Source organism: Akkermansiaceae bacterium, from assembly GCA_019634595.1.
In the GTDB taxonomy this organism is placed as follows: domain Bacteria; phylum Verrucomicrobiota; class Verrucomicrobiia; order Verrucomicrobiales; family Akkermansiaceae; genus Luteolibacter.
This window is the reverse complement of record JAHCBC010000002.1, coordinates 582,214-606,588: the sequence shown is the minus strand read 5'-3', so window position 1 is coordinate 606,588 and position 24,375 is coordinate 582,214. Positions and strand designations below refer to the sequence as shown.

24 protein-coding genes and 1 tRNA gene are annotated in these 24,375 nt (G+C 60.7%); 16 read left to right on the top strand and 9 right to left on the bottom strand.

Annotation, left to right across the window (positions count from 1 at the left end):
• Window positions 1-24: 24 nt before the first annotated feature.
• Window positions 25-1,377 carry a hypothetical protein gene (locus KF712_08365; protein MBX3740989.1) on the bottom strand — a complete coding sequence of 451 codons (1,353 nt, stop codon included), beginning with the start codon at window positions 1,375-1,377 and terminating at the stop codon, window positions 25-27.
• Window positions 1,378-1,611: 234 nt separating this feature from the next.
• On the opposite strand from KF712_08365, the gene KF712_08360 reads away from it, so the two are divergent.
• Window positions 1,612-1,887: an HU family DNA-binding protein gene (locus KF712_08360; GenBank protein MBX3740988.1), complete on the top strand. Its 276-nt coding sequence runs from the start codon at window positions 1,612-1,614 to the stop codon at window positions 1,885-1,887.
• A 109-nt stretch (window positions 1,888-1,996) separates the two neighbouring features.
• Here KF712_08360 and KF712_08355 read toward each other — a convergent pair whose 3' ends face one another.
• A complete protein-coding gene (locus tag KF712_08355; protein MBX3740987.1) occupies window positions 1,997-2,269 on the bottom strand; it encodes a TM2 domain-containing protein in 273 nt (90 codons plus the stop codon).
• 50 nt (window positions 2,270-2,319) lie between these two features.
• Between KF712_08355 and KF712_08350 the strand changes: the two genes are divergently transcribed.
• The 4 genes from KF712_08350 (at window position 2,320) to KF712_08335 (ending at window position 4,380) form a co-directional block, all read left to right on the top strand.
• On the top strand, window positions 2,320-2,997 hold the full coding sequence (locus KF712_08350; protein ID MBX3740986.1) for a hypothetical protein: 678 nt from the start codon (window positions 2,320-2,322) through the stop codon (window positions 2,995-2,997).
• 23 nt (window positions 2,998-3,020) lie between these two features.
• Window positions 3,021-3,380, top strand: coding sequence for a hypothetical protein (locus KF712_08345; GenBank protein ID MBX3740985.1), 360 nt, complete (start codon window positions 3,021-3,023; stop codon window positions 3,378-3,380).
• A 12-nt stretch (window positions 3,381-3,392) separates the two neighbouring features.
• Entirely contained in the window at window positions 3,393-4,217 is an 825-nt protein-coding gene (locus tag KF712_08340) for an HAD hydrolase family protein (protein ID MBX3740984.1), read from the top strand.
• Window positions 4,218-4,303: 86 nt separating this feature from the next.
• Window positions 4,304-4,380 (top strand) — tRNA-Pro (locus tag KF712_08335).
• A 324-nt stretch (window positions 4,381-4,704) separates the two neighbouring features.
• Here KF712_08335 and KF712_08330 read toward each other — a convergent pair.
• The 3 genes from KF712_08330 to KF712_08320 form a co-directional block, all read right to left on the bottom strand.
• Window positions 4,705-5,553, bottom strand: coding sequence for a hypothetical protein (locus KF712_08330; protein ID MBX3740983.1), 849 nt, complete (start codon window positions 5,551-5,553; stop codon window positions 4,705-4,707).
• A gap of 105 nt (window positions 5,554-5,658) precedes the next feature.
• A complete protein-coding gene (locus KF712_08325) occupies window positions 5,659-6,438 on the bottom strand; it encodes a DUF4339 domain-containing protein (protein ID MBX3740982.1) in 780 nt (259 codons plus the stop codon).
• Window positions 6,439-7,014: 576 nt separating this feature from the next.
• A complete protein-coding gene (locus KF712_08320) occupies window positions 7,015-7,350 on the bottom strand; it encodes a hypothetical protein (protein MBX3740981.1) in 336 nt (111 codons plus the stop codon).
• Window positions 7,351-7,537: 187 nt separating this feature from the next.
• Between KF712_08320 and KF712_08315 the strand changes: the two genes are divergently transcribed.
• The 6 genes from KF712_08315 (at window position 7,538) to KF712_08290 (ending at window position 13,947) form a co-directional block, all read left to right on the top strand.
• Window positions 7,538-9,430 (top strand): ABC-F family ATP-binding cassette domain-containing protein, encoded by a 1,893-nt coding sequence (locus KF712_08315; protein ID MBX3740980.1) that lies wholly within the window; start codon window positions 7,538-7,540, stop codon window positions 9,428-9,430.
• A 312-nt stretch (window positions 9,431-9,742) separates the two neighbouring features.
• Window positions 9,743-10,060: a hypothetical protein gene (locus KF712_08310; GenBank protein MBX3740979.1), complete on the top strand. Its 318-nt coding sequence runs from the start codon at window positions 9,743-9,745 to the stop codon at window positions 10,058-10,060.
• 54 nt (window positions 10,061-10,114) lie between these two features.
• Window positions 10,115-11,251, top strand: coding sequence for an ABC transporter ATP-binding protein (locus tag KF712_08305; protein ID MBX3740978.1), 1,137 nt, complete (start codon window positions 10,115-10,117; stop codon window positions 11,249-11,251).
• Complete coding sequence (locus KF712_08300) at window positions 11,248-12,075, top strand: ABC transporter permease (GenBank protein MBX3740977.1); 828 nt, start codon at window positions 11,248-11,250, stop codon at window positions 12,073-12,075. The genes KF712_08305 and KF712_08300 overlap by 4 nt, the downstream gene beginning before the upstream one ends.
• Window positions 12,072-12,851: an ABC transporter permease gene (locus KF712_08295; protein MBX3740976.1), complete on the top strand. Its 780-nt coding sequence runs from the start codon at window positions 12,072-12,074 to the stop codon at window positions 12,849-12,851. Before KF712_08300 ends, KF712_08295 begins: the two co-directional genes overlap by 4 nt.
• A gap of 52 nt (window positions 12,852-12,903) precedes the next feature.
• The gene (locus KF712_08290; protein ID MBX3740975.1) at window positions 12,904-13,947 is read left to right on the top strand and encodes a spermidine/putrescine ABC transporter substrate-binding protein; all 1,044 of its coding nucleotides are present in this window, start codon (window positions 12,904-12,906) and stop codon (window positions 13,945-13,947) included.
• A gap of 81 nt (window positions 13,948-14,028) precedes the next feature.
• Here KF712_08290 and KF712_08285 read toward each other — a convergent pair whose 3' ends face one another.
• The 3 genes from KF712_08285 to KF712_08275 all read right to left on the bottom strand — a co-directional run bounded on the left by KF712_08285 (window position 14,029) and on the right by KF712_08275 (window position 16,833).
• Window positions 14,029-14,577, bottom strand: a complete 549-nt coding sequence (locus KF712_08285) for a hypothetical protein (protein ID MBX3740974.1) — start codon at window positions 14,575-14,577, stop codon at window positions 14,029-14,031.
• Between the two features lie 375 nt (window positions 14,578-14,952).
• A complete protein-coding gene (locus tag KF712_08280) occupies window positions 14,953-16,062 on the bottom strand; it encodes an AAA family ATPase (protein ID MBX3740973.1) in 1,110 nt (369 codons plus the stop codon).
• Between the two features lie 48 nt (window positions 16,063-16,110).
• Window positions 16,111-16,833, bottom strand: coding sequence for a PEP-CTERM sorting domain-containing protein (locus KF712_08275; protein ID MBX3740972.1), 723 nt, complete (start codon window positions 16,831-16,833; stop codon window positions 16,111-16,113).
• A gap of 207 nt (window positions 16,834-17,040) precedes the next feature.
• Here KF712_08275 and KF712_08270 point away from each other — a divergent pair, with 207 nt between their 5' ends.
• The 4 genes from KF712_08270 (at window position 17,041) to KF712_08255 (ending at window position 21,453) form a co-directional block, all read left to right on the top strand.
• A complete protein-coding gene (locus KF712_08270) occupies window positions 17,041-18,114 on the top strand; it encodes a VWA domain-containing protein (GenBank protein MBX3740971.1) in 1,074 nt (357 codons plus the stop codon).
• Between the two features lie 197 nt (window positions 18,115-18,311).
• Window positions 18,312-18,971 (top strand): hypothetical protein, encoded by a 660-nt coding sequence (locus KF712_08265; protein ID MBX3740970.1) that lies wholly within the window; start codon window positions 18,312-18,314, stop codon window positions 18,969-18,971.
• Between the two features lie 109 nt (window positions 18,972-19,080).
• Window positions 19,081-20,484: an arylsulfatase gene (locus KF712_08260; protein MBX3740969.1), complete on the top strand. Its 1,404-nt coding sequence runs from the start codon at window positions 19,081-19,083 to the stop codon at window positions 20,482-20,484.
• Window positions 20,485-20,529: 45 nt separating this feature from the next.
• Window positions 20,530-21,453 (top strand): alpha/beta fold hydrolase, encoded by a 924-nt coding sequence (locus tag KF712_08255; protein MBX3740968.1) that lies wholly within the window; start codon window positions 20,530-20,532, stop codon window positions 21,451-21,453.
• Between the two features lie 17 nt (window positions 21,454-21,470).
• Here the strand turns inward: KF712_08255 and KF712_08250 are convergent, their stop codons facing one another.
• The gene (locus tag KF712_08250) at window positions 21,471-21,983 is read right to left on the bottom strand and encodes a DUF1003 domain-containing protein (protein MBX3740967.1); all 513 of its coding nucleotides are present in this window, start codon (window positions 21,981-21,983) and stop codon (window positions 21,471-21,473) included.
• A gap of 145 nt (window positions 21,984-22,128) precedes the next feature.
• Here KF712_08250 and KF712_08245 point away from each other — a divergent pair, with 145 nt between their 5' ends.
• The gene (locus KF712_08245) at window positions 22,129-24,366 is read left to right on the top strand and encodes a choice-of-anchor D domain-containing protein (protein MBX3740966.1); all 2,238 of its coding nucleotides are present in this window, start codon (window positions 22,129-22,131) and stop codon (window positions 24,364-24,366) included.
• Window positions 24,367-24,375: the final 9 nt, after the last annotated feature.

Below are 24,375 nucleotides of genomic sequence, written 5' to 3'. Positions count from 1 at the left end.
GAATCCCAGTTATTTAACATAACTTTATAATGGCTGGCGACTGCCATGGAAGGCCACTTCCGCCTTGATCCCGGCCAGAACTTTCCCTCCGCCCAAGCCCGCCGCCGCAATGACTTTGAAACCAGCATCCAAGGCCTGGTTCAGCATCTCCTCCGCCGGCAGGCAGAGCCTCCCGCCCACCTCCTCCAGATGAAAAGCAACTACCCCCACCCCATGGAATCCACGATAGATGACCTCCGTACAGGCCACAACATCCTGGAAACGGTAGTCGAACAGGAAATCGTACGGTTTCCCTTCATGGAGCAACGCCCGTTTCACCGCGGCCGCCAGCTCCTCCGGTGCGAGCGGGGACCTCAGCAGCACACAAGCATCCACAGCGAGCGTTTCAGAGCAGGCACGGAGCCTCACGCCGTCTTTCTTCGCCTCCAGGAACCACTTGCTCCCGTCATCCGGCAGGCCGGGGAGGATGCCCAGCTCCTCCAATTCCCGGGAGGAACCGAGGTAAAGGGCGGCATGCGGCCAGAATCCCGGCAGGAACAGGTTGCTCACCGCATCGTCATGCCGGGTCACGAAGACATCCCCCGGCTTTGCCTTCGCCAGGATCTCCTCCCGCAATCCGGAGGTGATCCGCTTTGGCGCACCCGCCGGTTTCACCCCCGGCTGCCGCAGCTCCGCGATGGCGCTGCCGGACACCTTGAACAGACCGTACATCACCTGCCGCCACGCGGAACGGTGACGCCGCAGGAAGGAAAACCAACGGTAGGAAAAGAAACGCTTCAGCGCCTCGCTCCGCCGCCGCTCGATCATGGGTTCCTCTTTCTCCAGCAGCGCGACCATGCGCCCCACCACCGGATCTCCCGCCAGGGACCTGATCTCCTCCCTGTTCCTGAAATAGAAATCCGCCGCCGCGATGAAACGCTGCCAATTCCTCCGGGCCGAGACGGACTTGTACAATGCGGTGAACGTCTTCCGCGGGATGCCAGCCGCCGCACCCCCCTCATCCAGCTTCTTCCACACCACAGGCCGGTCCTTCGCCAGCCTCACCACGTATCCGGACGCACGCATGAGCACGCAGGCCGCCGCGAACGCCGTCACGAACACGGGCAGCCGTCCCCGCCAGTCCGTGCCGCCGTCCCCCGCCGCCACCGCCAGGTCCTCCAGCGTCACCAGCAGCGCGCCGCGGACGGATAAGTACTGGAAATACCGTAGCCGCACCGCCTCATCCTCGTCAGGCAGGAAATAACCCCTGGCCGCCGCCCGTTCCGCGGACGCGAGCTCCGCATCCAGCTCCTCCGGCTCCGGAACCGCGCGCGCCGCCGCCAGGACGGCGGACACCCCGCGGCCCAGGATGTCAGGCCCATCCGGCGCTCCCTTCATCCCCGCATGCTAAACCCGCGGTCAAGCAGGCCCCATGTTCCGCGGCATGAGCCAATCTAACAGAATCTAACAGAATCACGCCATCCCGCGCGATGCCCTCCCCGCCCGGCCCGGAGGTCCGCGCATACGTCCGTCCCCCCCTGAAAGTCAAGCAGGCTCTAGGAAAAATTCTCCCGCAGCCTATCAGCTTTTCTCTTGCCAATTTTCCGGCCCGTTCTCACAAACACGTCTGCCATGAACAAAGCCGAACTCGTAGAAGCCGTCCAGAAAGCCCTCGGAAAAGACGTCACCAAGCGCGCCGCCGACGAAGCCGTCGAGGCCGTCCTCGACTCCATCGCCAAGGGCGTCAAGAAAGACAAGAAGGTCCAGATCATCGGTTTCGGCACCTTCGAGGTGAAAAAGCGCGCCGCACGCCAAGGCCGCAACCCGAAGACCGGAGAGTCCATGAAGATCGCCGCCTCCAAGTCCGTCGGCTTCAAGCCATCCTCCGTCCTCAAAGCCAGCCTTTGATCCGCGGAAACATCCGTTGTTGAAAAACCCATACCGAAAAACCCCGGCCACCCGGCCGGGGTTTTCATTTTGGAAGTCATGTCAAAAACCGGAACAGCCACGGAGGGCGTCAGAACCAGCCCTTGCGGCCCGTGACATACGTGGCGACGAACTCCGCATCGCTCTTGGTCAGGTAGATAATACCTTCAATAAGACCGATGGGCCACATGACGACGGCCCCGATTCCGCAGGTAAGAACGCTGACCAGCAGCATGATCAAACCCTCCTTTTTATAACCGAGATAGAATTTGTGGATCCCGAGGCAATTGAGGAAGATCCCGAGCAGGCCGGCGACCAACTTTTTTTCAGCTCCGGGAACTGGAGTAGCAGGTTCTGTGGACATAGTATCCGCCATCTACTAGAACCACACCAAGAAAGCAAGCCGCAAGCTCGATGAAGCCAAGAAACAACCTCGAAGAAACCACCCTGCAGGACGGAACCAACCTCCTGCTCCAGGAGCATGACGGCCGGCTCTATCTGTTAGTCCACGGCCAGCAGATCTGCGGCCCCTCCACCGCCGCCGCGGAAAAGGAGCTGGCATTCCTTGCCGCTGCACCATTCCGCCCCGCCCGTCAGCCGAAGATCTGGCTGATCGGCCTGGGGCTCGGCCAGGCCCTCGATGCCATCACCAAAGAACTGCCACAGAAGCGGGGCACTTTCACCGTGATCGAGCCGCTGCCGGAAATCCCCGCGTGGCATCATCGTCACATCCCGGACGGCGCGTTCAAGACCGACGCCCGCGTCTCCCTGGAGACGGATGCCGGACCCGCCGCGCTGGCCCGCCAGAGCGGCACTCTCCACGCCATCCTCATCCACATGGATGCCGCCCCCCTCAATTCCAAGAACCGCCCGTGGCCGGAGGACCGTTCCTGGCTTTCCTCCGCCTATCAGGCACTCCAGCCCGGCGGCCTGCTGGCCATCGCCAGCTCCCGCCCGCACGCGACCATCTACAAGCGCCTGCAACAGGCGGGATTCGACGTGGCGGAACACGCCGTGCCCGTCTCCCCCAATGCAAAGCGGCCGCGCATGCAGCCCATCTGGCTCGCCCGCAAAGGCCGCCCGGTCGATTGAGCCGTAGCATCCCCACACCGACGATGAAAGCCGCCCGGGTCGAGGCCATCCGCCGCCGTGCGGTCAAGGCGGGAATCAGGAAATCGGGAAAGCTCCACCATCCCCTCCAGCCGGAGGAAATCCTCTCCCTGAAGGTGCAGGTCCTGCCCGCCTTCGCCCGCATCGCCATGGGCGTTGCCGCGGTGCTGCTGTTCGTATCCGCCTGCGCCGGCTGGCCGTCGGACGAAGAATGGGTCCGGATGATCGAAGCCCTCGCAGGCTTGTTCCTTGCGTTCTTCTCCTTGCTTGGCGTGCGCCGCACGCTTTCCGGGCTGGCAGACCGCCTCTCCACGGACATCCTCCATTCCATCGTGGACAGCGTGGTGGATGCCATCGACGTTTGAGCGCGTCCCACCATGCGAGCCCTGCCACCCATCTCCCCCTCCGTCATCCTGTCATTCGACTTCGACGGCACCCTCCACGACCCCGCGGCGGAGCCTCCGGTGCCCGGGGAGTTCTTCACGCTCATCCAGTCGCTGCGCGGGACGCACGGTGCGGTGTGGGGCATCAACACCGGGCGCTCCATGGCGCAGATGGTGGAGGGCTTCATCGAAAGCCGCTTTCCGTTTCTTCCCGACTACGTTGTTGCCCGGGAACGAGAGATCTATTTCCCCAACCCTTTCGGCCGCTGGTTGCCCCATGAGAAATGGAACAAGACCTGCGAAAAGGAAATCCACCGGCTTTTCAAAAGCACGAAGAAGCTTCTCAAGGCCATCCGCAAGGAAGTCGAGGAACACACCGGCGCACAATGGATCGAACTGCAGGGAGACCCTGCCGGCATCATCTCCCAGAGCGATGAGGAAATGGAATGGATCCTCGGCCGCATCACCCCGTTGGCGGCGGCGGAACCACGCCTCGGCTGGCAGCGCAACTCCATCTACCTCCGCTTCGGCCACCGGGACTACCAGAAAGGCAGCAGCCTTTCCGAGATCGCCCGTCTGAACGGCCTCGGAGCGGACCGGTGCTTCGCCATCGGCGACAGCCACAACGACTTCGAGATGCTCGACCCCGCCCACGCCAGGATGGCCGCCTGCCCGGCGAACGCCGTCGAGGCCATCCGCCGCAAAATCGCCGCCACCGGGGGCTATCCCTGCACCACTTCCCACGCCCAGGGAGCCATCGAAGCGCTGCGTCACTTCTTCACCGGAGACGACGGCAGGGCGAACGGAAGCCCGGTGTGATCTCATCAAAATTTCCGCTTGCACCAGCGGCGAAAATTCCAAGATTTGGGCCGGGATACTTCCGACCAGAAGTCAGCCCAAAGTGTCGGGGCGTGGCGCAGCCTGGTAGCGCGCTTCGTTCGGGACGAAGAGGCCGTGGGTTCGAATCCCGCCGCCCCGACCAATAAACAACATCAGTGGGGAAGCACGCCTCCTATCTTGCAACGCGCCCCCGCCCATTCCACCCAAGGCGGGATGAGAACCCAAGCGCAGCAAAGCGGAGCCGGGTTCGAAAGCTTTCGGATGCTCGCAGCATCTTCGGAAAAAACTCCGGCGAAGCCGCACCTCGCTTGGCCGGAGCGAAGCGCAGGCAATCCCGCCGCCCCGACCCTTGATCAGCCTGCGGAATCTCTTTCCCAAGACAATTCCCGAAGCTTACGGATAAAAACGGGTCGAGGAAAAGACATAACCGAACTTACTCCGTTGCACTTCACCCTTGAACCCGTTCTTATTGGTTATGGCTTGATTGAATTTGATGATTGCGAAGTAGGCGTTCGGTCCACGCTGATTCCAAGATATCAAGTCTTCTCCTGTCAATTCCCAAGCGATTCCATTGAGATTTATATTCGGCGCGGCACAAGAATCTAGACAATCTCCATGCCATAAAAATATAAACAACACCGTTTAGTCGAATTGCTTCTCTGAAGACACGCGTTCGATTGATGTATCCAGTTTTCATTTTTGCTTCCGCTGCACTTCGAATATCAGAAGGAGGTAAATCTTCTAGGCGAGTCGCTTCAGCCCATAGCAAATCAAGTAGAATCAGACATCGTCGCCGAGATCCGTCGTGATAAATCAACCAATCTTGCAACTCGTTTCGAACCTTCGAGTGCTCGGGAGATAATTGTTCGTCAAAATAGTCGTCTCGGTAGTCAGAGTCGAGAATCTTCCGTAAAGGGCGGCTGTGACGTAGTAATTCTGTCCCAAATACTGGGTATACATCGGAAATATGAAGCTGTCCCTGGACTATGCGCATTGAAACATCGCTCATTACTCCACATGCAGATCGAATGCTGTCGAGGGCCCAAATAGTCGGTCCACTCATGCCCGAAGACTGGATTTTGTCTTGAAGTATTTTTGCAGAGGCTTCGTCAACGATCTGGTAGAATTCGGTTGGGCCGTGCCCGATGAAAACTACCTTGGCCCAGTCCTCGTAACTATCTTGCCATCGCTTTCGGTATTCCGTAATCAGCTGAAGCCTTACTTGCCGCTTCTGTGAGGATAAAATCCAAGCTTGAACCAATCCCACAAAGACCAAGAGTGCAGTCGCTATGGCTGTAATCAGCGCGTCGTTCATAAGTTGTCGTCTTGATGGTTCTGCCTAACGTCAGAGTGAGGCACCGGCTTTAGCCGGTTGCCTCCACCGACTTATTCGCAAGTTGCAGGATCTTGATATTGAGGTTCAGCGTAAGTCACTTGGTCCTACGGAGATTGTTGTGAAATAAGCGCCATCGGGGTCTGTGTATTTAAAATCCATTGAGACATCATTATCTCGAAAGTAACTCATTCCCTTCTCGTTTCTGTATCCATTTACAAGTTGCTCCCTCAGTTGTGGTATAAACGATCCCTCGTCGATTTGAGAAATTCTAAGATTTATTAGAGAATAGTGGTAGGTGACTTTCTTCCCTGGACCTGCTGATAGTCGATCTAAACGTGTCTCGCGATCCACGTTAATAGGGAGGCGCTCATTCATCTCAGTAACAATCTGTGGAAGCATGGATTCCACGCTCAAATCAAAAGGATCGGGTCCGGAAGGGCGATTGGAAGGAATGGAATTTCTATTTCTATCTGCGAGATGCTTCTCGGCAGCTTTTTGTCCAATCATACCACCACATGATCGGCTCAGGAGAACGGCAATCAAAAGTAGAGATCCCGATCCAATGAGCGAGAGAATCTTATTGCTGTTGCCGGATGACTTCTTATCGGTGTTTTCTCGTTTAGTGGTAGAGCTTGGTAAAGGAGGGGGCGTAGAGAAAAAGGTTACAAACTCGCTGCTCAGAATAGGAAGCCAATCTGGAAGATCCCGGTTCCAGACGAGCGTATTTCGGGAAAGGTCACGTTGTTCGATTAAATCGTGTATCTCTTCTCTAGTGAATGGTCCTGCTTGGTTTCCATCTGTCGAGGTATGCCACTCAACACCATGGTCCGTATCTTTAGGGAAGGAAGCGTGTGGGGAGTTCATGTATGTGGCGAACAGTGTTATCAAGGGAACTCGGCAGTTCCCATATCGGATTAACGAAAATATGAAAATTCTCTCTGAGAGATTCAATCTCAATCGGCAATGGCTAAATTGGTCGAAATATTACGGAGAACAAAGGGCACTCGGCCATGAGGGAAGGTTGGCCGCAGGTCATTTTCGTTTCAGCCCGTGAGAGGGATGCCGCCGGTCGTAGTGGAGGACGAGGATACGGAGGCCCATTAGCGTTCGAAAGTGGAGAATAGGCCTCTTCATGATGGTTTGGACGGGGAAGAAGGAGGCGAGTTGACTCAGCATGAACTGAAAACGAATAAGTTACGATCTATCAAAGAGAGAGAGGGGAATCCCTCCTTTTTTCTCAATTCCCGAATTCTAACCCACTGATAACCAAACATCATGACCGATTTCTGGCGTTTCGTTCGGGACGGAGAGGCCGTGGATTCGAAAGCCTTCGGATGCTCGCAGCATCCTCAGAAAAAATCGGCGGAGCCACACTCCGCTTGGCCGGAGCGAAGTGCAGGCAATCCCGCCGCCCGACCATCGGGAGGTGAAATCCTGAGGTTATTCGCTCACCTGGAAGCAGCCAGTGGAAGCGATACCCTCCAGCACGGAAGCCGGCCTGCACCAGAAAACGATCTTCGCAGGGTAGCCGGCCACGGTGTGGTGCAGCCGGATGCCTTCACCAACGAAAGGAATGAAGCCATATTTTTCAATCCGGGTCACCTGGTCAGGGGTGAAGCGATAACGTCCTGTCTCGAACAACCCGAGCATCGAGGTCACGATCGTCAGGCCCGACGAATCCACGGAGAGCGATGCCAGCGGCCAGGAATAGTTCACCCAGCCAATCCTCGCGCCTCCCCTGGCACGGTAGGTGGCGGGCGGAGCGGGATCGGGCATGACGTCTTGGTGGATTGGCCGAACGTCAACAGCGGGGTGCCGCATGGGTTGGCATGTGGATCAGACTCTGTGGCAAAGGCACGCCGATTGCAAGATCACGCTGTGGCCTGAAGCTTCCGGCCGGAAGTACCCCCCCCTCATCTCCGCGATGGACGTTTCCGCCGGACACCTCCACTCTCCGCTGCCCATGTCCCTGCTCTCCGCCAACGAAATCCGCTTGTCCTACGGATACCAGAATCTCCTCGATGGCGTGACGCTCGCGGTTTCCGCCGGGGAAAAGGTCGGCCTGGTGGGGCGGAATGGCTGCGGAAAGACCTCCCTGCTGAAGATCCTCACCGGCCAGCAGAAGGCGGACTCCGGGGATCTTTCCCTCCGCCGCGGCATCCGCGTTGGCTATCTGCCGCAGGAGTTCGAACTGGATCCCGGACTGTCCGTCCACGAGAACATCGCCGCTGGGGCCGCCGACATCGTCGACGCCATCCGCCGCTATGAAAACGGCGAGGGCTCCGAGGCGGAACTGGCGGACCTCCTCCATTTCATCGACCACACGGACGGCTGGAATCTCGACGCCCGCATCAAGGCCACCGTCACCGCCCTCGGCGCGCCGCCGCTGGAGGCACCCGTCGCCCCGCTTTCCGGTGGTGAAAAACGCCGCGTCGCCCTGTGCCGCGCGCTCGCCTGCCAACCGGATCTGCTGCTGCTGGACGAGCCGACGAACCATCTGGACGCGGAGTCCATCCGTTGGCTGGAGGATTATCTGAAAACTTTCCCCGGAGCCGTCATCTTCGTGACCCACGACCGCTATTTCCTCGACGTGATCGCCACCCGCATCATCGAGATCGACAACGGCAAGGCCTACTCCCATCCCGGGAACTACACCGCCTACCTGGAGTCGAAGGCCGTCCGCCAGCAAATCGCAGAACAGACGGAGCGCCGCCGCCAGCGGTTCCTCCGCACCGAACTGGAGTGGGTGCGCTCCGGGGTGAAGGCACGCGGCACGAAATCCCGCCACCGGATGGACCAGTTCTATGCCGTGGAAGGACTGGAGGCACCGCCCGAGGAACGGGAGATGGACCTGCTCATCCCGCCCGCCCCCGATCTCGGAAATGTCGTCGTCGAGCTGGAAGGCGCGGGCGTGAACGTGGGCACCGCCGCGCATCCCCGCTGGTTGTTCCGGCACCTCGACTTCTCCCTGCGTCCGGGCCAGTGCACCGGCATCGTCGGCCGCAACGGGGTCGGCAAGACCACCTTGCTCAAGCTCTGCCTCGGCCAGATCCAGCCCACCGAAGGCAGCGCGGTAACCGGCAAGCGCGTGAAGGTGAACTACATCGACCAGACACGCATGCAGCTCGACGGCACCGGCTCGCTGCTCGACGAAATTTCCGACGGCAACGAGAAGGTCCAGTTCGGCAACCAGACACTCGGTGCCCGCGCTTATCTCCGGCGTTTCCTTTTCAATGACCAGCGCATCAACGAGCGCGTCGATCTCCTCTCCGGCGGCGAGCGCGCGCGCCTGATGCTCGCGAAGGTGCTGAAGAACGGCGGCAACCTCATCGTCCTGGACGAGCCGACCAACGATCTGGACCTCCAGTCGCTGCGGATGCTGGAAGAGGCGTTGGCCGACTTCGACGGTTCCGTGCTCGTCGTTTCCCACGACCGCTACTTCCTTGACCGCATCTGCGACCAGATCATCTCCTTCGAGGATGATGGCGTGACCGTCCAGGCGGGGAACTACTCCTACTATCTGGAAAAGCGGCAGGCCCGCGAAGCCGCCCAGCGCGCCCAGGCCGCGGCCTATGCACAGCTCACCTCCTCAAAGCAGAAGACCGCCACTTCTTCCGGAAAACCCCGCAAGCTGACATTGGCGGAGCGGAAGGAACTGGAGTCCATCGAGGACACCATCCTCGCCGCCGAAGAGGATGTTTCGACTTTGGAAGCCCAACTCAACGACCCCGAGTTCCAGGCAAAGAACTTCAACGACATTCCCGCACTGGTGGAAAAGCTCGACGCCGCGAAAGCGAAGGCAGCGGCCGTTTATGCACGGTGGGAGGAGCTGGAGGCGGTGGCTGCGGCAAACTGAAACGCGGATTGCGCCGGAGAGGGATTGCAGCTATTCTTCATTCATGTCGGAAGCCAATCCACCTTCGATTGATCCCAAACTTCTGGAGGATCCCGTCTTCAAGAGGGTGATGGCCGATGCCCTGGCGATCCAAGATCGGTTCTCAGCCGCACCAATCTATGCAACGACTGGCAGAGGGTTTCTGAGAAGCAGCGGGGTGGACGAATTGCGGGAAGCCAAGACATCCAGGAAAGCCAGGTAATGGGGCCGGAACGGGATTGGCTAGCCCTCTATTCATGGGACTTCGTGGTGGCTCAGAACGCGGTCCTCTGTTTGGCCAAACATGCCCTGCACAAGCCGACATCCGATGGCTACGAAGCGACGCGCAAGCTATGGGAGGATCAGCACCGGAAATCGATGGATCTTCCCGAGGCTGTGGAAATCTGTCGCCGCTGCCACCGCATGGCACCCTTTTGTTTTTATAATGGCAACACTTTCACGGCGATCATCCGCGACGTTATCACGGGAATTGAGATAGAGGAGACGCAGGGCATCGTGGTTCGGAGCCTTGCGGGTCACATCGTCGCCGGAGTCGCCAGCGAGGATGAAGTCAATGCGTTCCGCGAGTTCTGCCGCTCTTTGGAATATTAGAGTCCATCAAAGATTACTTAACATGGACCCATTTGTGCTCCAGTCTGCTGCCGGATGCCCGGCCACCTGATCTTCGAGAACGTCACCCGCCGCTTCGGCTCGTTCACCGCTGTTTCCGATGTGACTCTGGAGATCGGCAAGGGGGAGAGCTTTTCGTTGCTCGGTCCTTCCGGCTGCGGAAAGACCACGCTGCTGCGGATGGCGGCGGGCTTCGAGACACCGGACAGCGGGCGGATCCTCCTCGATGGAAAGGACATCACCCACCTGCCGCCGGAACAGCGGCCGGTGAACACCGTGTTCCAGAACTATGCGCTGTTCCCCCACCTCAGCGTGCGGGATAACATCGGCTTCGGCCCGAAGATCGCCAAGCGCCCGGCCGCTGAGATCAAAAGGGAGGTGGACCGCATGCTGGCCCTGGTGGACCTGACCGCCCACGCGGATAAGAAACCGGCCCAGCTCTCCGGCGGTCAAAAGCAACGCGTGGCCATCGCCCGCGCGCTGGTGAACAAGCCGCAGGTCCTCCTGCTGGACGAACCGCTGGCCGCGCTGGACCTGAAACTGCGCCAGCGCCTGCTGGTGGAGCTGGACGCCATCCATGACGAGGTGGGCATCACCTTCATCTACGTCACCCACGACCAGAGCGAGGCGATGTCCTTCTCCGACCGCATCGCCGTGATGAACAAGGGCCGCATCGAGCAGATCGGGCCGCCCGCCGAAATCTACGAGACTCCCCGTAGTTCCTTCGTCGCCGCGTTCATCGGGGACACGAACTTCATCGAGGGAAAGGTCACCTGCGTCATCGACGGCAGCTTCTCCCGCTGCGGTGTGGACGGACTGGGAACCATCATCATCGACAACGACAAGCCCGTCCGCGCAGGCGACCGGGTGCATCTTTCCCTCCGCCCGGAGAAGATCGTGGTGGGTTGCAAAAAGCCTGCGGACTCGCCCCTGGAAAACAGCGTGCAGGGAAAGATCGAGGATGTGATCTACTTTGGTTCCCACACCCGCTACTGGGTCCGCTGCGGGGAACTGAGGCTCTGTGCGGAGGTCCAGCACCGGAATTTCCTGCTCGATGAAACGCCGCCGAAATGGGGGGACGAGGTCTGGCTGCGCTGGCACGCGAACGATGGCTTCCTGCTGGAGCAGTACCGCGAGGAGGACGAGAACCTGCTGACCCTGCCGGAAGCATGAAACGCACCCGCGAGTGGCTGGACAGCGCGCCGAGCTTCCTCTGGCTCACGGCGTTCGTACTCGTCCCGCTGGTGATGATTTTCGCCATCGCCTTCAAGCCGGCGGCGCATGGCGGCGAGGTCGGGACGGGCTGGAGCCTGGATGCCGTCAGGGCCTTGCTGGATCCCTCCTACCTCGTGCTGCTCTGGCGGACGGTCTGGGTGAGCGCCACCGTCACCGTCCTCTGCCTGGTGCTCGCGCTGCCAGTCGCCTATGCCATGGTGCGCATGGGTCCGGCCTGGCGGGCGCGCATGCTGCTGCTGGTGATCGTCCCGTTCTGGACGAACTTCGTCATCCGCGTCTTCGCCTGGCAGCAGATCCTCCATGCCCAGGGATGGCTGGCGGAGGCGCTGCGCGCCACCTGGCTGCTCGGTGAAAACGACCGGCTGCTCGGCGGACCGTTCGCCGTCATCCTGGTGAGCATCTACACCTACCTTCCCTTCGCCATCCTGCCCTTGTTCGCTGCGGCGGAGAAATTCGACTTCGGCCTCCTCGACGCCGCCCGTGATCTCGGGGCGAGGGCGATGACCGCCTTCACCTCCGTTTTTCTCCCAGGCATCCGGCAGGGACTCATCACGGCCTTCATCGTCATCTTCATCCCCATGCTGGGCTCCTACGTCGTGCCGGACATGGTGGGCGGCGCGGACTCCCAGATGATCGGCAACAAGATCGCCCAGCGGAACTTCAGCGACAGGAACCTGCCGCAGGCCGCCGCGCTCTCCGCCGCGCTGACCTTGCTGGTAATGGCACCCATGGCCCTGAAACGGAAAAGGAGGGAGGCATGAGAAAGAGCCGCGTTCCGCTTCTCGTCACCATCGCCGTGATGGTGTTCTTCTACCTCCCCATCCTGGGTCTGGTGGTGAATTCCTTCAACTCGTCGCGCTTCGCCGCGAAATGGCAGGGCTTTTCGTTCCGGTGGTATGAACGCCTCGCAGAAAGGGATGACATCATCACCGCGCTGGGCACCTCCCTGAAGATCGCCGTGCTTTCCGCCATCGCCTCCATGGCACTCGGCACCGCCGCCGCCTTCGCGCTGCACCGCCACCGCTCCCGCCTGCAGGACGCCCACCGCCTGCTGGTCACGGTGCCGCTGGTGATCCCTGACATCCTGATGGGGATGAGCCTTCTGCTGCTGTTCATCGCCCTCGGCGTGGATCTCAGCATGTCCACCATCACGCTGGCCCACATCACCTTCTGCATGAGCTATGTCACGCTGGTGGTGCTGGCGCGGCTGGAGGGCTTCGACTTCACCCTGCTGGAAGCCGCGCGCGACCTCGGCGCGTCCCGCTTCCAGACCTTCACGAAGGTGGCCCTGCCCCTGCTCGCCCCGGGCATCCTCGCCGGCGGGCTGCTCGCCTTCACCCTCTCCATCGACGACTACGTCGTCACCTTCTTCGTCAAAGGCCCCGGGGCGGACACCCTGCCAACGCTGGTCTATTCCATGATCAAGAAAAGCCGGGACCTGCCCGTCATCAACGCGCTTTCCTCCCTCATGCTGGTCGTCACTTTCGCCGCGGTCGCCCTTTCCCACCGGTTGCTGCGGCGGCAGGTGGAAAATTAGGTGCGTTTCCTGCTCCACTTTCCCCTCCTGATATCCTATCGCCCATATCACCATGAACCGCCGCCGATTCATCGCTTCGTCCGCCGCTTTCGCCGCGCTCTCCACCCTTCCGTCCTGCAAGAAAAGCGGAGGCGCGCAAACGCTCACCATCTTCACCTGGTCCGACTACCTGAAGCCGGAGGTGAAGGAGAAGTTCGAGAAAGCCCACAACTGCCGGGTGGTGATCGACACCTTTGACTCGAACGAAGCGATGCTCGCCAAGCTGGACGCGGGTGCCTCCGGCTACGACCTGCTGGTCCCCTCCTCCTACGCCGTCCAGGCCCTGAAGCGGAAGGGCCTGCTGCAAGCGTTGGACCACTCCCTGCTCCCCAACCTGAAGAACATTGACGCCGCCTATCTACCCAAAGCACTCGACCCTAAGATGGAGATCTCCGTCCCCTACATGACCGCCCCCACCTGTCTGGGCTACCTGGCGTCGAAGGTCAGCGACGCGAAACACAGCTGGGCCATCCTCGACCGGGCGGATCTCAAAGGACGCATCACCCTGCTGGATGACATGCGGGAAGTCATCGGCGCCGCGCTCAAAGTGCTGGGCCAATCGCTGAACTCCACCGATCCGGAGCAGCTCGCGAAGGCCGCGGACATCGCCATCGCCTGGAAGAAGAACATCGCGAAGTTCGAGAACGAGCAGTACAAGTCCGGCATCGCCTCCGGTGAATTCTTCCTCGTCCAAGGCTACGCGGGCGATCTCATGCAGGCGGCGGACGAGAATGAGGACGTGCGCATTTTCATCCCGGAGGAAGGCGCCGCCTTCTCCTGTGACGACCTCTGCATCCCGAGGGACGCGAAAAACGCCGCGCTGGCGCACCAGTTCATCGACTTCGTCAGCGGTCCGGAGATCGCGGCGGAAAACATGGAGTCCATCGGCTACCGCGCGCCGAACTCAGCCGCCTATTCCCATCTCACCGAAGACTTTCGCGGCAGCGAAGTGCTGTTCCCGCCGGATGCGGTCTTTGCCAAGTGCGAACCCATCGCCGACCTCGGGGACAAGCTGCCCCTGTGGACAAAGGAATGGGACCGCGTGAAGAACAGTTGATCCGCTGCAAAGGAAGCAACCCTCGAACGAAGCCTCCACCAATGGATGGAGGCCTCGGACGAAGGTTGGGATTTCACGCCATCACGCGGACCTGCGCCACCCGACCCCGGCGAGCTCGCGTGTCGATACAGGCCGGAGCGCGGGTGCCCGGCGCACCGCCGTGTGGTGGTTCACCAGCAACGGCGCGAAGGTCTGGAGGTACGCCGCCGCGCTCTCCGCCCCGCTGGTTTCGCCCGCGGCCTTTTCGATTTCATTCCCGACAAGCGCCAGGCTTTCCTCAAGCAGGTGGCCCAGATCGCTGACGCTGGCGGGATCATTGAACACGGACACCAGCACATCGTGGGATGCCCGCACTGCCGCCGCGAAGGCCGCCTCCGTGGTGTAGCCCTCGGACGGACTCTTGTAGATGTGGCCGTTGCCCGGATCGATCACGCCGTGGATCGCGTCATGCACCGCCAGCAGGCGGATCGAGCGGACGCGCCCGGCGAGGATGCGGTTGGATTCCAGGCGGCGGAGATAGCGGCTGGCGATGTGCTCCCAGGTCCGCGCGATGAGATCGAGCTTCGGGGAGGAGATGGTGGTGAGGGTGGACTCGGTGAGTTGCAGGAATTGGAAAGATGGAAGGTTCATGAAATTGGATTGGTTGGAAATGATTCGGAAAACAGAAGTGGGGTTCCGGCTTTGCTGGAGGATCCGCCCCGGGGTCACCGGGGCGGATCTCCAATCACGCTGACTAACCATGGAATCCCCGGAAAACGGGTGTGAGGAAAAGTTCCTCAGGAAAAAAAGGATGGGTGGGCGGCGAAGGTGCCGCGGACCCGGCTTCAAGCACATCGACACATCCAGGCCACGGCGGCGGGCATGGAGTATGCGGACTTGAAGGAGCGTTTCATTGAACGTGGCGGTTGGGGTGCGTCACTGCGGCGAACCGGGCGACGGCGCAAACAAAGCGGCGGATCGACCGTCCGTCAACCATTAAATTATTAAATTAGGCAATTTAGTAATTTAATTACCAAACGTCCATACCCTGCGCCCCGTCGCCTCATCCGCCGGACGGGTCTCACCTTCGTAGCTGACCAGCTCCACCCTGCGCGCTTCCCGCTTCTCCGCGATGAGATCCGCCAGTGCCGCCGAGTGGGTGACGATGAGCAGTTGCGTGGTTTCCGGCACTCCGGCGATGAGATCCGCCAGCGGTTCCAGCAGATCCGCATGCAGGCTGGTCTCCGGCTCGTTGAGCACCAGGAAAGGTGGTAACTTCTCCGTCAGCAGCGCGGCGCAGAGGCAGAAAAAGCGCAGCGTGCCATCGGACAGCTCACTGGCATCGAAGCTGCGCTTCACATGCGGTTGGCCAAGATGGAGCTGGAATTTCCCCTGCCCGTCCACGGCACTCCATTCCGCATCCGGAAACGCGGAGCCGATGATTTCATCCAGCCGCCCTCCCTTTCCCGACTCGCGGATGCTCTGGAGCGTGGCCGCCAGGTTCACCCCGTCATGGGACAGCACCGGCGACCAGAAGCCCACCTGAGGCCTCCGCATGGGCGAATCCGCATCCGAGCGGAACTGATGGTAGAACCGCCACTCCAGAAAGGTCTCCCGCGCCGCCGCCAAGGCCGGGTAGCTGATGGCATCCCGTACCTCCGACAACATCGACTCCGGCGCATGGAATGGCAGTGGTGACTGCTCCATCTTTCCCGCCGGATTGCGCAGCTCGATGGCCGGTCCTTTCCGCTTCGCCATCAACCGGCTTTTCGCCGTGAAATGCAGCGTCTCGATCTTGATGTCAGGGTCTGTCTTGAACTTGGACGGATCTCCCGGAGTCGCCGGGATCAGCCCGCACTCGATGCCAAACTCAAAGTCACTGTGCTTCAGGTTCCACATCACCCGCCGCGGTTCATCCTTCCTCAGGTCCCCCGCCCACAGGATGGCGGGCATGCCACCCTCCGCCCCGATGGTCTCCGCGAACCTGCCGTCCGCCATCCGCTGGATCATGGACAGCGCACGGTAAAGGTTGGATTTCCCGACCCCATTCCGTCCGGTGACGAGCGTCACCCCACCCAGCCGCAGGCGGAAATCCCGCAGCGAGCGGTAGCCACGGATGTGCAGGCTTTCCAGCATGCCTTCATCAATCCCCCGCCACCGTGGAAGTCAACTTCCCCGCGGTAGTCAGCGCCTCCGCCGGATTGCAAAACCAAATCCGGCGAGGGTTCCAAGCAGGGCCGCGGATGGCTCCGGAACGAGCGTGAGATTGTCGAGGCGGGTGACGGCGTTGTCCGCCGAGTTGAAGATGTGGAACCCGACGCCGGCGAGATCGTTGGAAGGCAGGGCCACCCCGGTCGATCCCACTACCATCGTGGTGAGATCATAGGAAAACCAGGTGGCGGTGCTGAAATCCACGCTCACCAATGTCGCGGAACCTCCGGTGCCTTGGAACTGGGCCAATGTGGTGGCGGCGGTCGAGTAGCCTGTCTGGGTGGCATACCAGCTTCCGGCGGTCTGGACGACGAGGCGCACCGTGGTGGAGTTGGTGCTGTTCCCCATCTGCCAGGTCACGCTGGTGGTGGCGGGCGATGAGACGGATTCCACCGCGGCGAACCGCTGGTTGGCACCATCGCTGATCGAGAAGAGGTAGCTGAGGGTGCCGCCCACTCCGTTCGCGCTGCCGATTCCGATCTGATTGGCGCCACCCGTGCTCCCGTCCGGCGCGGTGGCGGTGAGATCCGTGACCGTCGTTCCATTCAGATGGTAGGAATTCCAGCCGATGAAATTGGCGGGCCGGTAGGTGGCGGCCGTGTTATCGAAGGGAAAGACGATCGTCGCGGAAGCGGATGAGACGGCGAGAACCAAGGCGGCCGGCACCGGGAGGGACAGAGGGATTTTTCGGATCATCGGGAGGAGGGGTTTTGATGCTTCAACCACTTTTTCGCGGCGGATGCACGGGATAAAGGACGGCAGCACCGAAAATTGGACACGATTTTCCCAAAACTGACCTTCCAGGCCATCCCAAACTCTCACGGATTTCCTCAGGGGGCTGGGAAGCGTCATGATCCTAAGATAATCCGCCTGTGGTCGTTTCTCCCCTGAAACCCAAATTCCATGAAACAGGAAAACGACCTCCACACTGAACCCGCACGCGAATCCTTCCGCTCGAAAATCGGCGGCGGATCGCTCATCACCTCCATCGCCGTCCATGGTGCCCTGCTCGCGGTCGGCGTGGTCTGGATCCTCCAGGTGATCCCCGAGGAGGAGACGAGGGCCGATATCCGCTTCGGGAATCAAGGAGGCCCGCCAGCGGGGGAAAAGACGGCCTCCCGCAAGCAGCGTGAGGCACTCTCCCGCCCGGATCTTTCACGCGTCTCCGCGATGGGGACGGTGTCCTCTTTCACGTTGCCGGAACCGGAGACCATGGCCGGACTGAGCGCGCTCGGCTCCATCAGTTCCGCATCCGGTGGAGGGTTCCAACCCGGAAGAAACCTTTCCGACAATCTCGGCGGCACAGGCGGAATGCAGGTCGCCGGTGATGGTGTCGGCCCGGGGATCTTCACCATCGCCGACATGCGTCCCGCCGGCCGCATCGCCTACGTGCTCGACTTCTCGGTCACCATGGCCGGTGAAAAGGATGCGCTGATGCGTTCCGAACTCACAAAAGCCCTCAAGGCACTCCCCACCACCGCCCGCTACTCCGTCATCTGCTTCTCCGGCCCGGTCTGGCTGCCCGGTGACGAGGTGAATGGAGGGATCGTGAAATCCCGCGGCAAGACCTACCAGTGGGATTCCAAAAGCCTGTGGGAATGGACCCACCGCGGCCCTACCATGGAAGTCCCCTGGCTGGACGCGAAGCCCTCCGAAGTGAAGCGCACGCTGTCCCTGGTGGATGACGTGAAGACCATCGGCGGCACCGACTGGGAAGGACCGCTGGAAATGGCCATCGCCATGAACCCACCGCCTGACGTCGTGTTCTTCATGACCGACGGAGTGATGGAACAGCGTGACATGATGCGCCTCACCCGAGGCATCGCCGCCAAGGCAAAGGCGCGGAAGGTGACCATCAACACCGTCGCCATGATGGAACCCGGAGCCGAAGAACCCATGGCCGACCTCGCCAAACGCACCGGAGGATCGTTCACCATCGTCGGCAAGGATGGGAAGGTCCGCAAGGCGGGGCGTTGAACCTTCTTCGGAGGAATTCCAAAAACTTCCACCGCGCCCTCCTGAAATTTTTAGTCACTAGTGCGTCAACTGACGTAAAATGAGTATTTTATGATCGAATAGATAATCGACAAATCTGTTAGATGGCAGGTAGTCTTCCTATCCCCCGCCGCCGGTTGTGCGGGAAATCCAACCCATATCCAAAGCCCCTGCCATACATGAAGAAAGTATTGTTGCTCGCCTCCCTGATGACTGCCTCCGCGATGGCCACCGAGTTCAACTACACGAACATCGACATCGGCTACCTCAACGGCAAAGCGGACCTCCCCAGGGACTTCGCAACCCTTCTCGCCCTCGATGATGACCTCGATACCGAAGGCTTCTATGTGAGCGGCCGTTTCGAATTCACCGACAACTTCTTCGGCTATGTCCGTTATGAAAACGGGGAGATCCGCACCAACTTCATCGGCGGAGGCAACTTCGACGTCGACGTGTGGCGCGCCGAAGCAGGCTTCGGCGGCGCACTCCCGCTGGCCGACACCCTCGATGTCTACTACGGCATCGGCTACAAGTACACGGACCTCGACTTCGGCATTCTGGGTGACCAGAACCTCGGCAACGTCGATCTCCACATCGGCCTCCGCTGGGCTCCTTTCTCATGGGTCGAGCTGAACCCGCACTTCGGCTACAGCATCGGCGTCGATAGCGACGATGTCCTCGGGGCGGTGGACGTGGCCACCGTGGGCATCAACGTGTTCGTCACAGCGTTCGACTACGTGCAGCCGTTCGGTGGCATCACCTATGAACTGGACAGCTCGAACGACAACATCGTGAAGGACCAGGTCCTCTATTCCGCCGGCCTCCGCTTCAGCTTCTGAGGAATTTTCACTGGAGCAGCGCATCCATTGATTTGTGGGAAAGCCGGGCGGGCGACCGTCCGGCTTTTTCGTGTTCCGTTTCCCAGCCTGCCTGCCATCCTCCCGGATCATGAAATGGTTGCCGCTCTGGCTTTTCGTGACAGGTCATCTGGTGGCGGCGGATGCCCCGCGGCCGAACATCGTCATCGTCCTGGCGGATGACCTGGGCTGGGGGGATGCCGGCTGCTATGCGCTGGAGTCCGGGATTCCCACGCCGAACCTCGACAAGCTGGCCGCCTCCGGCATGCGGTTCACGAACGCCTACTGCCCGGTCTCCGTTTGTTCACCCAGCCGCTATGCCCTGATGACCGGAGCCTATCCCTGGCGCAGTTGGAAAAAACGCGGCGTGCTGGGGAACTGGGACCGCCCGATGATCCCGGAAGGCCAGCTCTCCCTGCCAGGCATGCTGAAGAAAGCGGGCTATGCCACCGGCGGATTCGGAAAATGGCACCTCGGCGCGGAATACCCAACCACGGACGGGAAACCGCCGGAAGGCCGCGGCGACTTCAAGGGCAAGGGCACCAACATCGACCTGAAGCGCCCCATCACGGAAGGCCCGATGGACCGGGGCTTCGATGAATGGCGCGGCATGATCTGCTCCAGCGAGCTGCTGATGGTGGACGGAAGGCACGTTTCCGCCCGTATCCAGCATGAACTCTACAAGCCGCTGGAGATCGCCGGATTCAAGGACCTGCCGGCACTGAACCTGGAGGACCTGTTGCCGCTGGCCACCAGCCAAGCCATCGGCTTCATCGGACGCAGGGCGAAGGAAAAGGAACCGTTCTTCCTCTACTTCGCGCCGTATGTGCCGCACATCCCCCTCGCCGTCGGGGCCGAGTTCCGCGGGAAAACCAAGGCCGGTGACTACGGCGACTACGTCCACCAGCTTGACCATCACATCGGGCTGCTGCTGGCGGCACTGAAAAAGACCGGGCAGCGGGAGAACACGCTCGTCATCTTCGCCTCTGACAACGGTTCCCAGTTCGAAACCACAGGCGACGGCCACCGCCCCAACGCCCACCTGCGCGGCGGCAAGTGGGTGATCTACGAGGGGGGCGTGCGCACTCCCTTCATGGTCTCATGGCCCGGCAGGATCCCGGCCGGGACCGTGTCCGACGCACTGCTGGCGCTGAATGACCTGCCCGCCACCCTCGCGCCGCTCGCGGGTGGGGACATCCCGCCGGGAGCCGCTCCGGACAGCCTGGACCTCTCCCCGCTCCTGCTCGGCGAGACACCCGCGGAACCCATCCGGAATGAAGTGGTCATGCGAGCATCCCAACCGGACGGCGCCCTGCGCCAGGGAGATTGGAAATATGTGAAACGCGGAGGAAAGAACAACGCGCAGGAACTCTACAATCTGGCCGTGGATCCCTCCGAAAAGACGGACCTCGCCGCCTCGGAACCGGGGCGTCTGAAAGAACTGGCCGCCCGCTTCCGGAAACTGATGGATGAATCCCAGGTTGGCGCCGAGTAGGACTTTTCCTCGACAAATCGCGGAACCGGGTGTCGATTTTCCATCATGAAACGATGGCTTCTCGCTACGGGCCTGCTGGTCCCCGGCATGGTGGAGGGCCAGGCTCCGCCCCAGCCGCTGGACTCCGCGGAGGAGATCCGCAAGGCGCTCGACAAGCCGGACAGCCAGCTTTCGAAACTGGCCACCTCCCTCCTCGGGAAAAAGGGCGGCAACCATCTGTTCTACCTGCCCACACACGATGAACCCGCCACGCCGGAAACTTGGGGCTTCAGATACGAGGACGTCCGCTTTGACTCCGCCGATGGCACCGCCCTCCACGGCTGGTTCATGCCCGCCCGCGGGAAACGGCCGAAGGGCACCATCGTTTTTTCCCATGGCAACGCGGGGTCCGTCGGACACCACCTGGGCTTCACCATGTGGCTGGTGGAGGGAGGCTACAACGTGCTGATGTACGACTACCGTGGCTTCGGGAAATCCGCCGGGGCCGTGGACCGCCGCGGCATGATCGATGACGTGAAAGCCGCCTTCACCTACGTCGGCCAGCGCAAGGACGTTGACCGGACGCGGCTCATTTCCTTCGGCCACAGCCTCGGCGGCGCGAAGTCCATCACGGCGCTGGGTGAAAGCCCCGTCACGGGCGTGTGCGCCATCATCATCGACGGCACCTTCGCCTCCTACCGGGCGATGGCCCGTGTGGTGGGCGGCCAGCTCGGGGAGGACCTGGTGACCGACGAGCTGTCACCGCTGGGTTTCGTCCCGAAGCTGCCCACCGTCCCTTTCCTCGTCGTCCATGGCACCAAGGATGAGGTGGTGCCCTACAAGCAGGGCCTCTCGCTCTTCGAGAACGCCCATGAGCCGAAGACCATGTTCACCGTGGAGGAGGGCACCCACGGCGGCTCCCTCGTCCGCGACAACGGCGCCTACCGGAAGCAGGTGCTCGCCTGGCTGGAGGCCAGCCTCAAGGGCTGACCGGCGGCCCCATACCGTCATTTCCCCGAAATGCGGCCGTGCATCTCGACGGTCAGGATCTCGATCCGTTCGCTCATCGCCTTCGTCATCGCCGTCAGCTCCGTGTTCCGCTTCAGGAGTTCCAGCATCTGCGTGGACAGCTCCGCCACCTGCTCCTGCCGCTGCTGGGTGGCCAGCGCCAGATCCTCCCGGTGGCGGGCATCCGCGTCCGCATGCGCCTTGTCCCGGTCCGCCTGCCGCGTCTGTGCCAGCAGGATGAGGGGCGCCGCATACGCCGCCTGCAGGCTGAACGCCAGATTCAGCAGGATGAACGGATAGATATCAAACCGGACCACGCCCGTCAGGTTGAGGATGATCCAGGTAGCGACAAAGGTCGTCTGGCCGATCAGGAACTTCGGCGTGCCGAAGAAGCGGGCGAACCCCTCCGCCTTCAGCGAGAACCAGTCGTCCCCGAAGACCGGTGCGAGATTGGACAGCGACCGGTGGAACCGGAAATGATGCGGCGGACCGGAAGGAGCGGACTTTTCCATGTCTGATGGTATCTTCCCGCAGACTCCGCGTCGAGGGGCAGCGCGGGGACCGGGGCAAATCCGCCCATTTCCCCGCCTTGACAGGCTCCCCGAAGAACGGGAGGCTGCATGCCCGGACGACTTCAAATGTCCATACAATGACTTTATGAAAACCCGCCTTCCAAGAGCCAGCAGATTGCTCACGATGATCGCGATCTCGGCGGCCATCCACCCTGCCGTAGCCCAAGAGGTGACTGTGGATGGAAATTTGGACAGCTCATTTAGCCCCGTCACTCCTGATACTCCAGGGAACCCGCAAATCATTGAGTCCCTCGTAACTACCTCAGACGGGGATATTATTGCCACCGGAACTTTCACTCAGATCAAATCCTCAACGGAGCCAACATTTTCGACCCGGTCAAGGGTTGCCAAATTCACAAATGGGGGTGCTTTAACTGGCTTCGCTCCCAATTTGGCAGGTCGGGTACTTAATGCCTCGGCGGAACCGGACGGAACAGTTCTCTTTGCCGGCCTGTTTACATCAGCGAACGATACCCCTCGCAGACTGGTGGCAAGGTACTTCTCGGACGGTTCCTTGGATACAAGCTTCACGCTTGGTTCACCTTGGAACGGACTCGCAAATGTCATAAGCGTCACCAGCCACCGCAACGGCTATCTTCTGTCAGCGGACGCAGGATTGCTACGCATCAGCAGAACCGGCGTAAATGATTCTACCTTCAAACCATATTATCTGCGCGGTTCCGTTAACAGCACAACTCTCCTTCAGGGAGGTCAATTCCTTATCAACGGACCGTTTGGACTAGTTGGCCTAAATGGGTCAGGGGTAAATAGCGGGTTTCTGGAGCGTCTTGCACCCGACGGAGGAGTAACCACCCCGGCATTTACCCATGGCGTCAACCAGCAAGTTTATTGTTCAGCGGTTCAGGCTGACGGGAGAATCCTTGTGGGTGGAATATTTGGTCCTTTCAATACTCCGGCATATCCGACCGCAGGGCTTACCCGTCTTATGCCAAATGGCGAGCCCGACGAGGACTTCATCGCACGCCATCAATTCAGTTCCGGCTCTGCCTTCGTCGACGGCGCGGTGAGAAGCATCGCAATCCAAGCCGACGGAAGGATCCTTATCGCGGGGGATTTCACTAACATCCGAACTCCAGTGAAACAAGGAGGGCTTTGGATTACAGCGGTTCGTAGGGGAATTGCCCGACTTTACCCGGATGGCTCATTCGATGAAACCTTTGATGCCAAGATTGATTCCGTACACAATGGTACGCCGCGGGTCTATGGTATTTCATTGCAAGCTGACGGAAAAATCCTGCTCCACGGCGAGTTCGTCACCTTCAATGGATCCAACCGCCGAGGAGCTGCCCGGCTCACCAACTATTCCGCCACTCAGAATCTCACCTATGAGGATGGCATCATTCGCTGGGTGCGCGGTGGCAGCGCTCCCGAAACCCAGAATGTTCTCTTCGAACAACAATCTGTGCATACGGACTTTAAATGGGAACCCGTGGATACGGACGGAATGGCGACTCGTGAAGCTGCCACTGCAAACTGGACAAAGGCTGCGGCAATTCCTCCCGGCTCCCTGATACGGGCCTCTGCTAGAATCGCGGTTGGTCAAGCCAACGCATCCACCAGCATCGTCTCCTCCACCATCGGCTACATGATGCCGGAGCTCAGCCTGATGCGGGACGACCCACCTTCGGCCATCATCCACAACAGCACGACCTCCTTCCCCACGACCGGCGTCGGTTCCCCGATGGATGCCGCCTTCACCCTGCAGAACATTGGCCAGGGGGAAATGACTCCGGTCGATGTCGAAATCTCCGGCGCCAATGCGTCCGAATTCAGCGTCCTGATCCCCCCGGCCGCTCCCATCGCCGCGGGTGGATCGGCAGTGATGGAAATCCGTTTCAACCCGACGAGCCCGGGGGCAAAGTCCGCCGTCGTCACCGTCAACACGAACGATCCGTTTCTGCCCGCCTTCAAGTTCAACGTCACGGGCACCGCGATCACCGCGCTCGAATATTTCCGCCTGACCCATTTCAACACGACGGCCAACACCGGTGACGCCGCCGATGACAAGGACCCGGACGGAGACGGGCTGACGAACTTCTTCGAGTTCGTGGCCGGCATGAACCCCACCGACCGCACCTCCACCTTCACCTGCCGCGTGGACAAATCCGGCACCTATCCCAAGGCCATCTTCGGTCCGTGCCTGAACAACCGGACGTATGAGGTGTGGTCCAGCACCTCCCTCAATGGCGACTGGGCACCCGCCGTCGGCTCCACGACCGCCATCGGCACCCAGCGGACCTTCACGGACTCCGATGCCTCCGGCACCAAGCGCTTCTACCGGGTGAAGATCATCCGCCCGTAAAATGAAAAA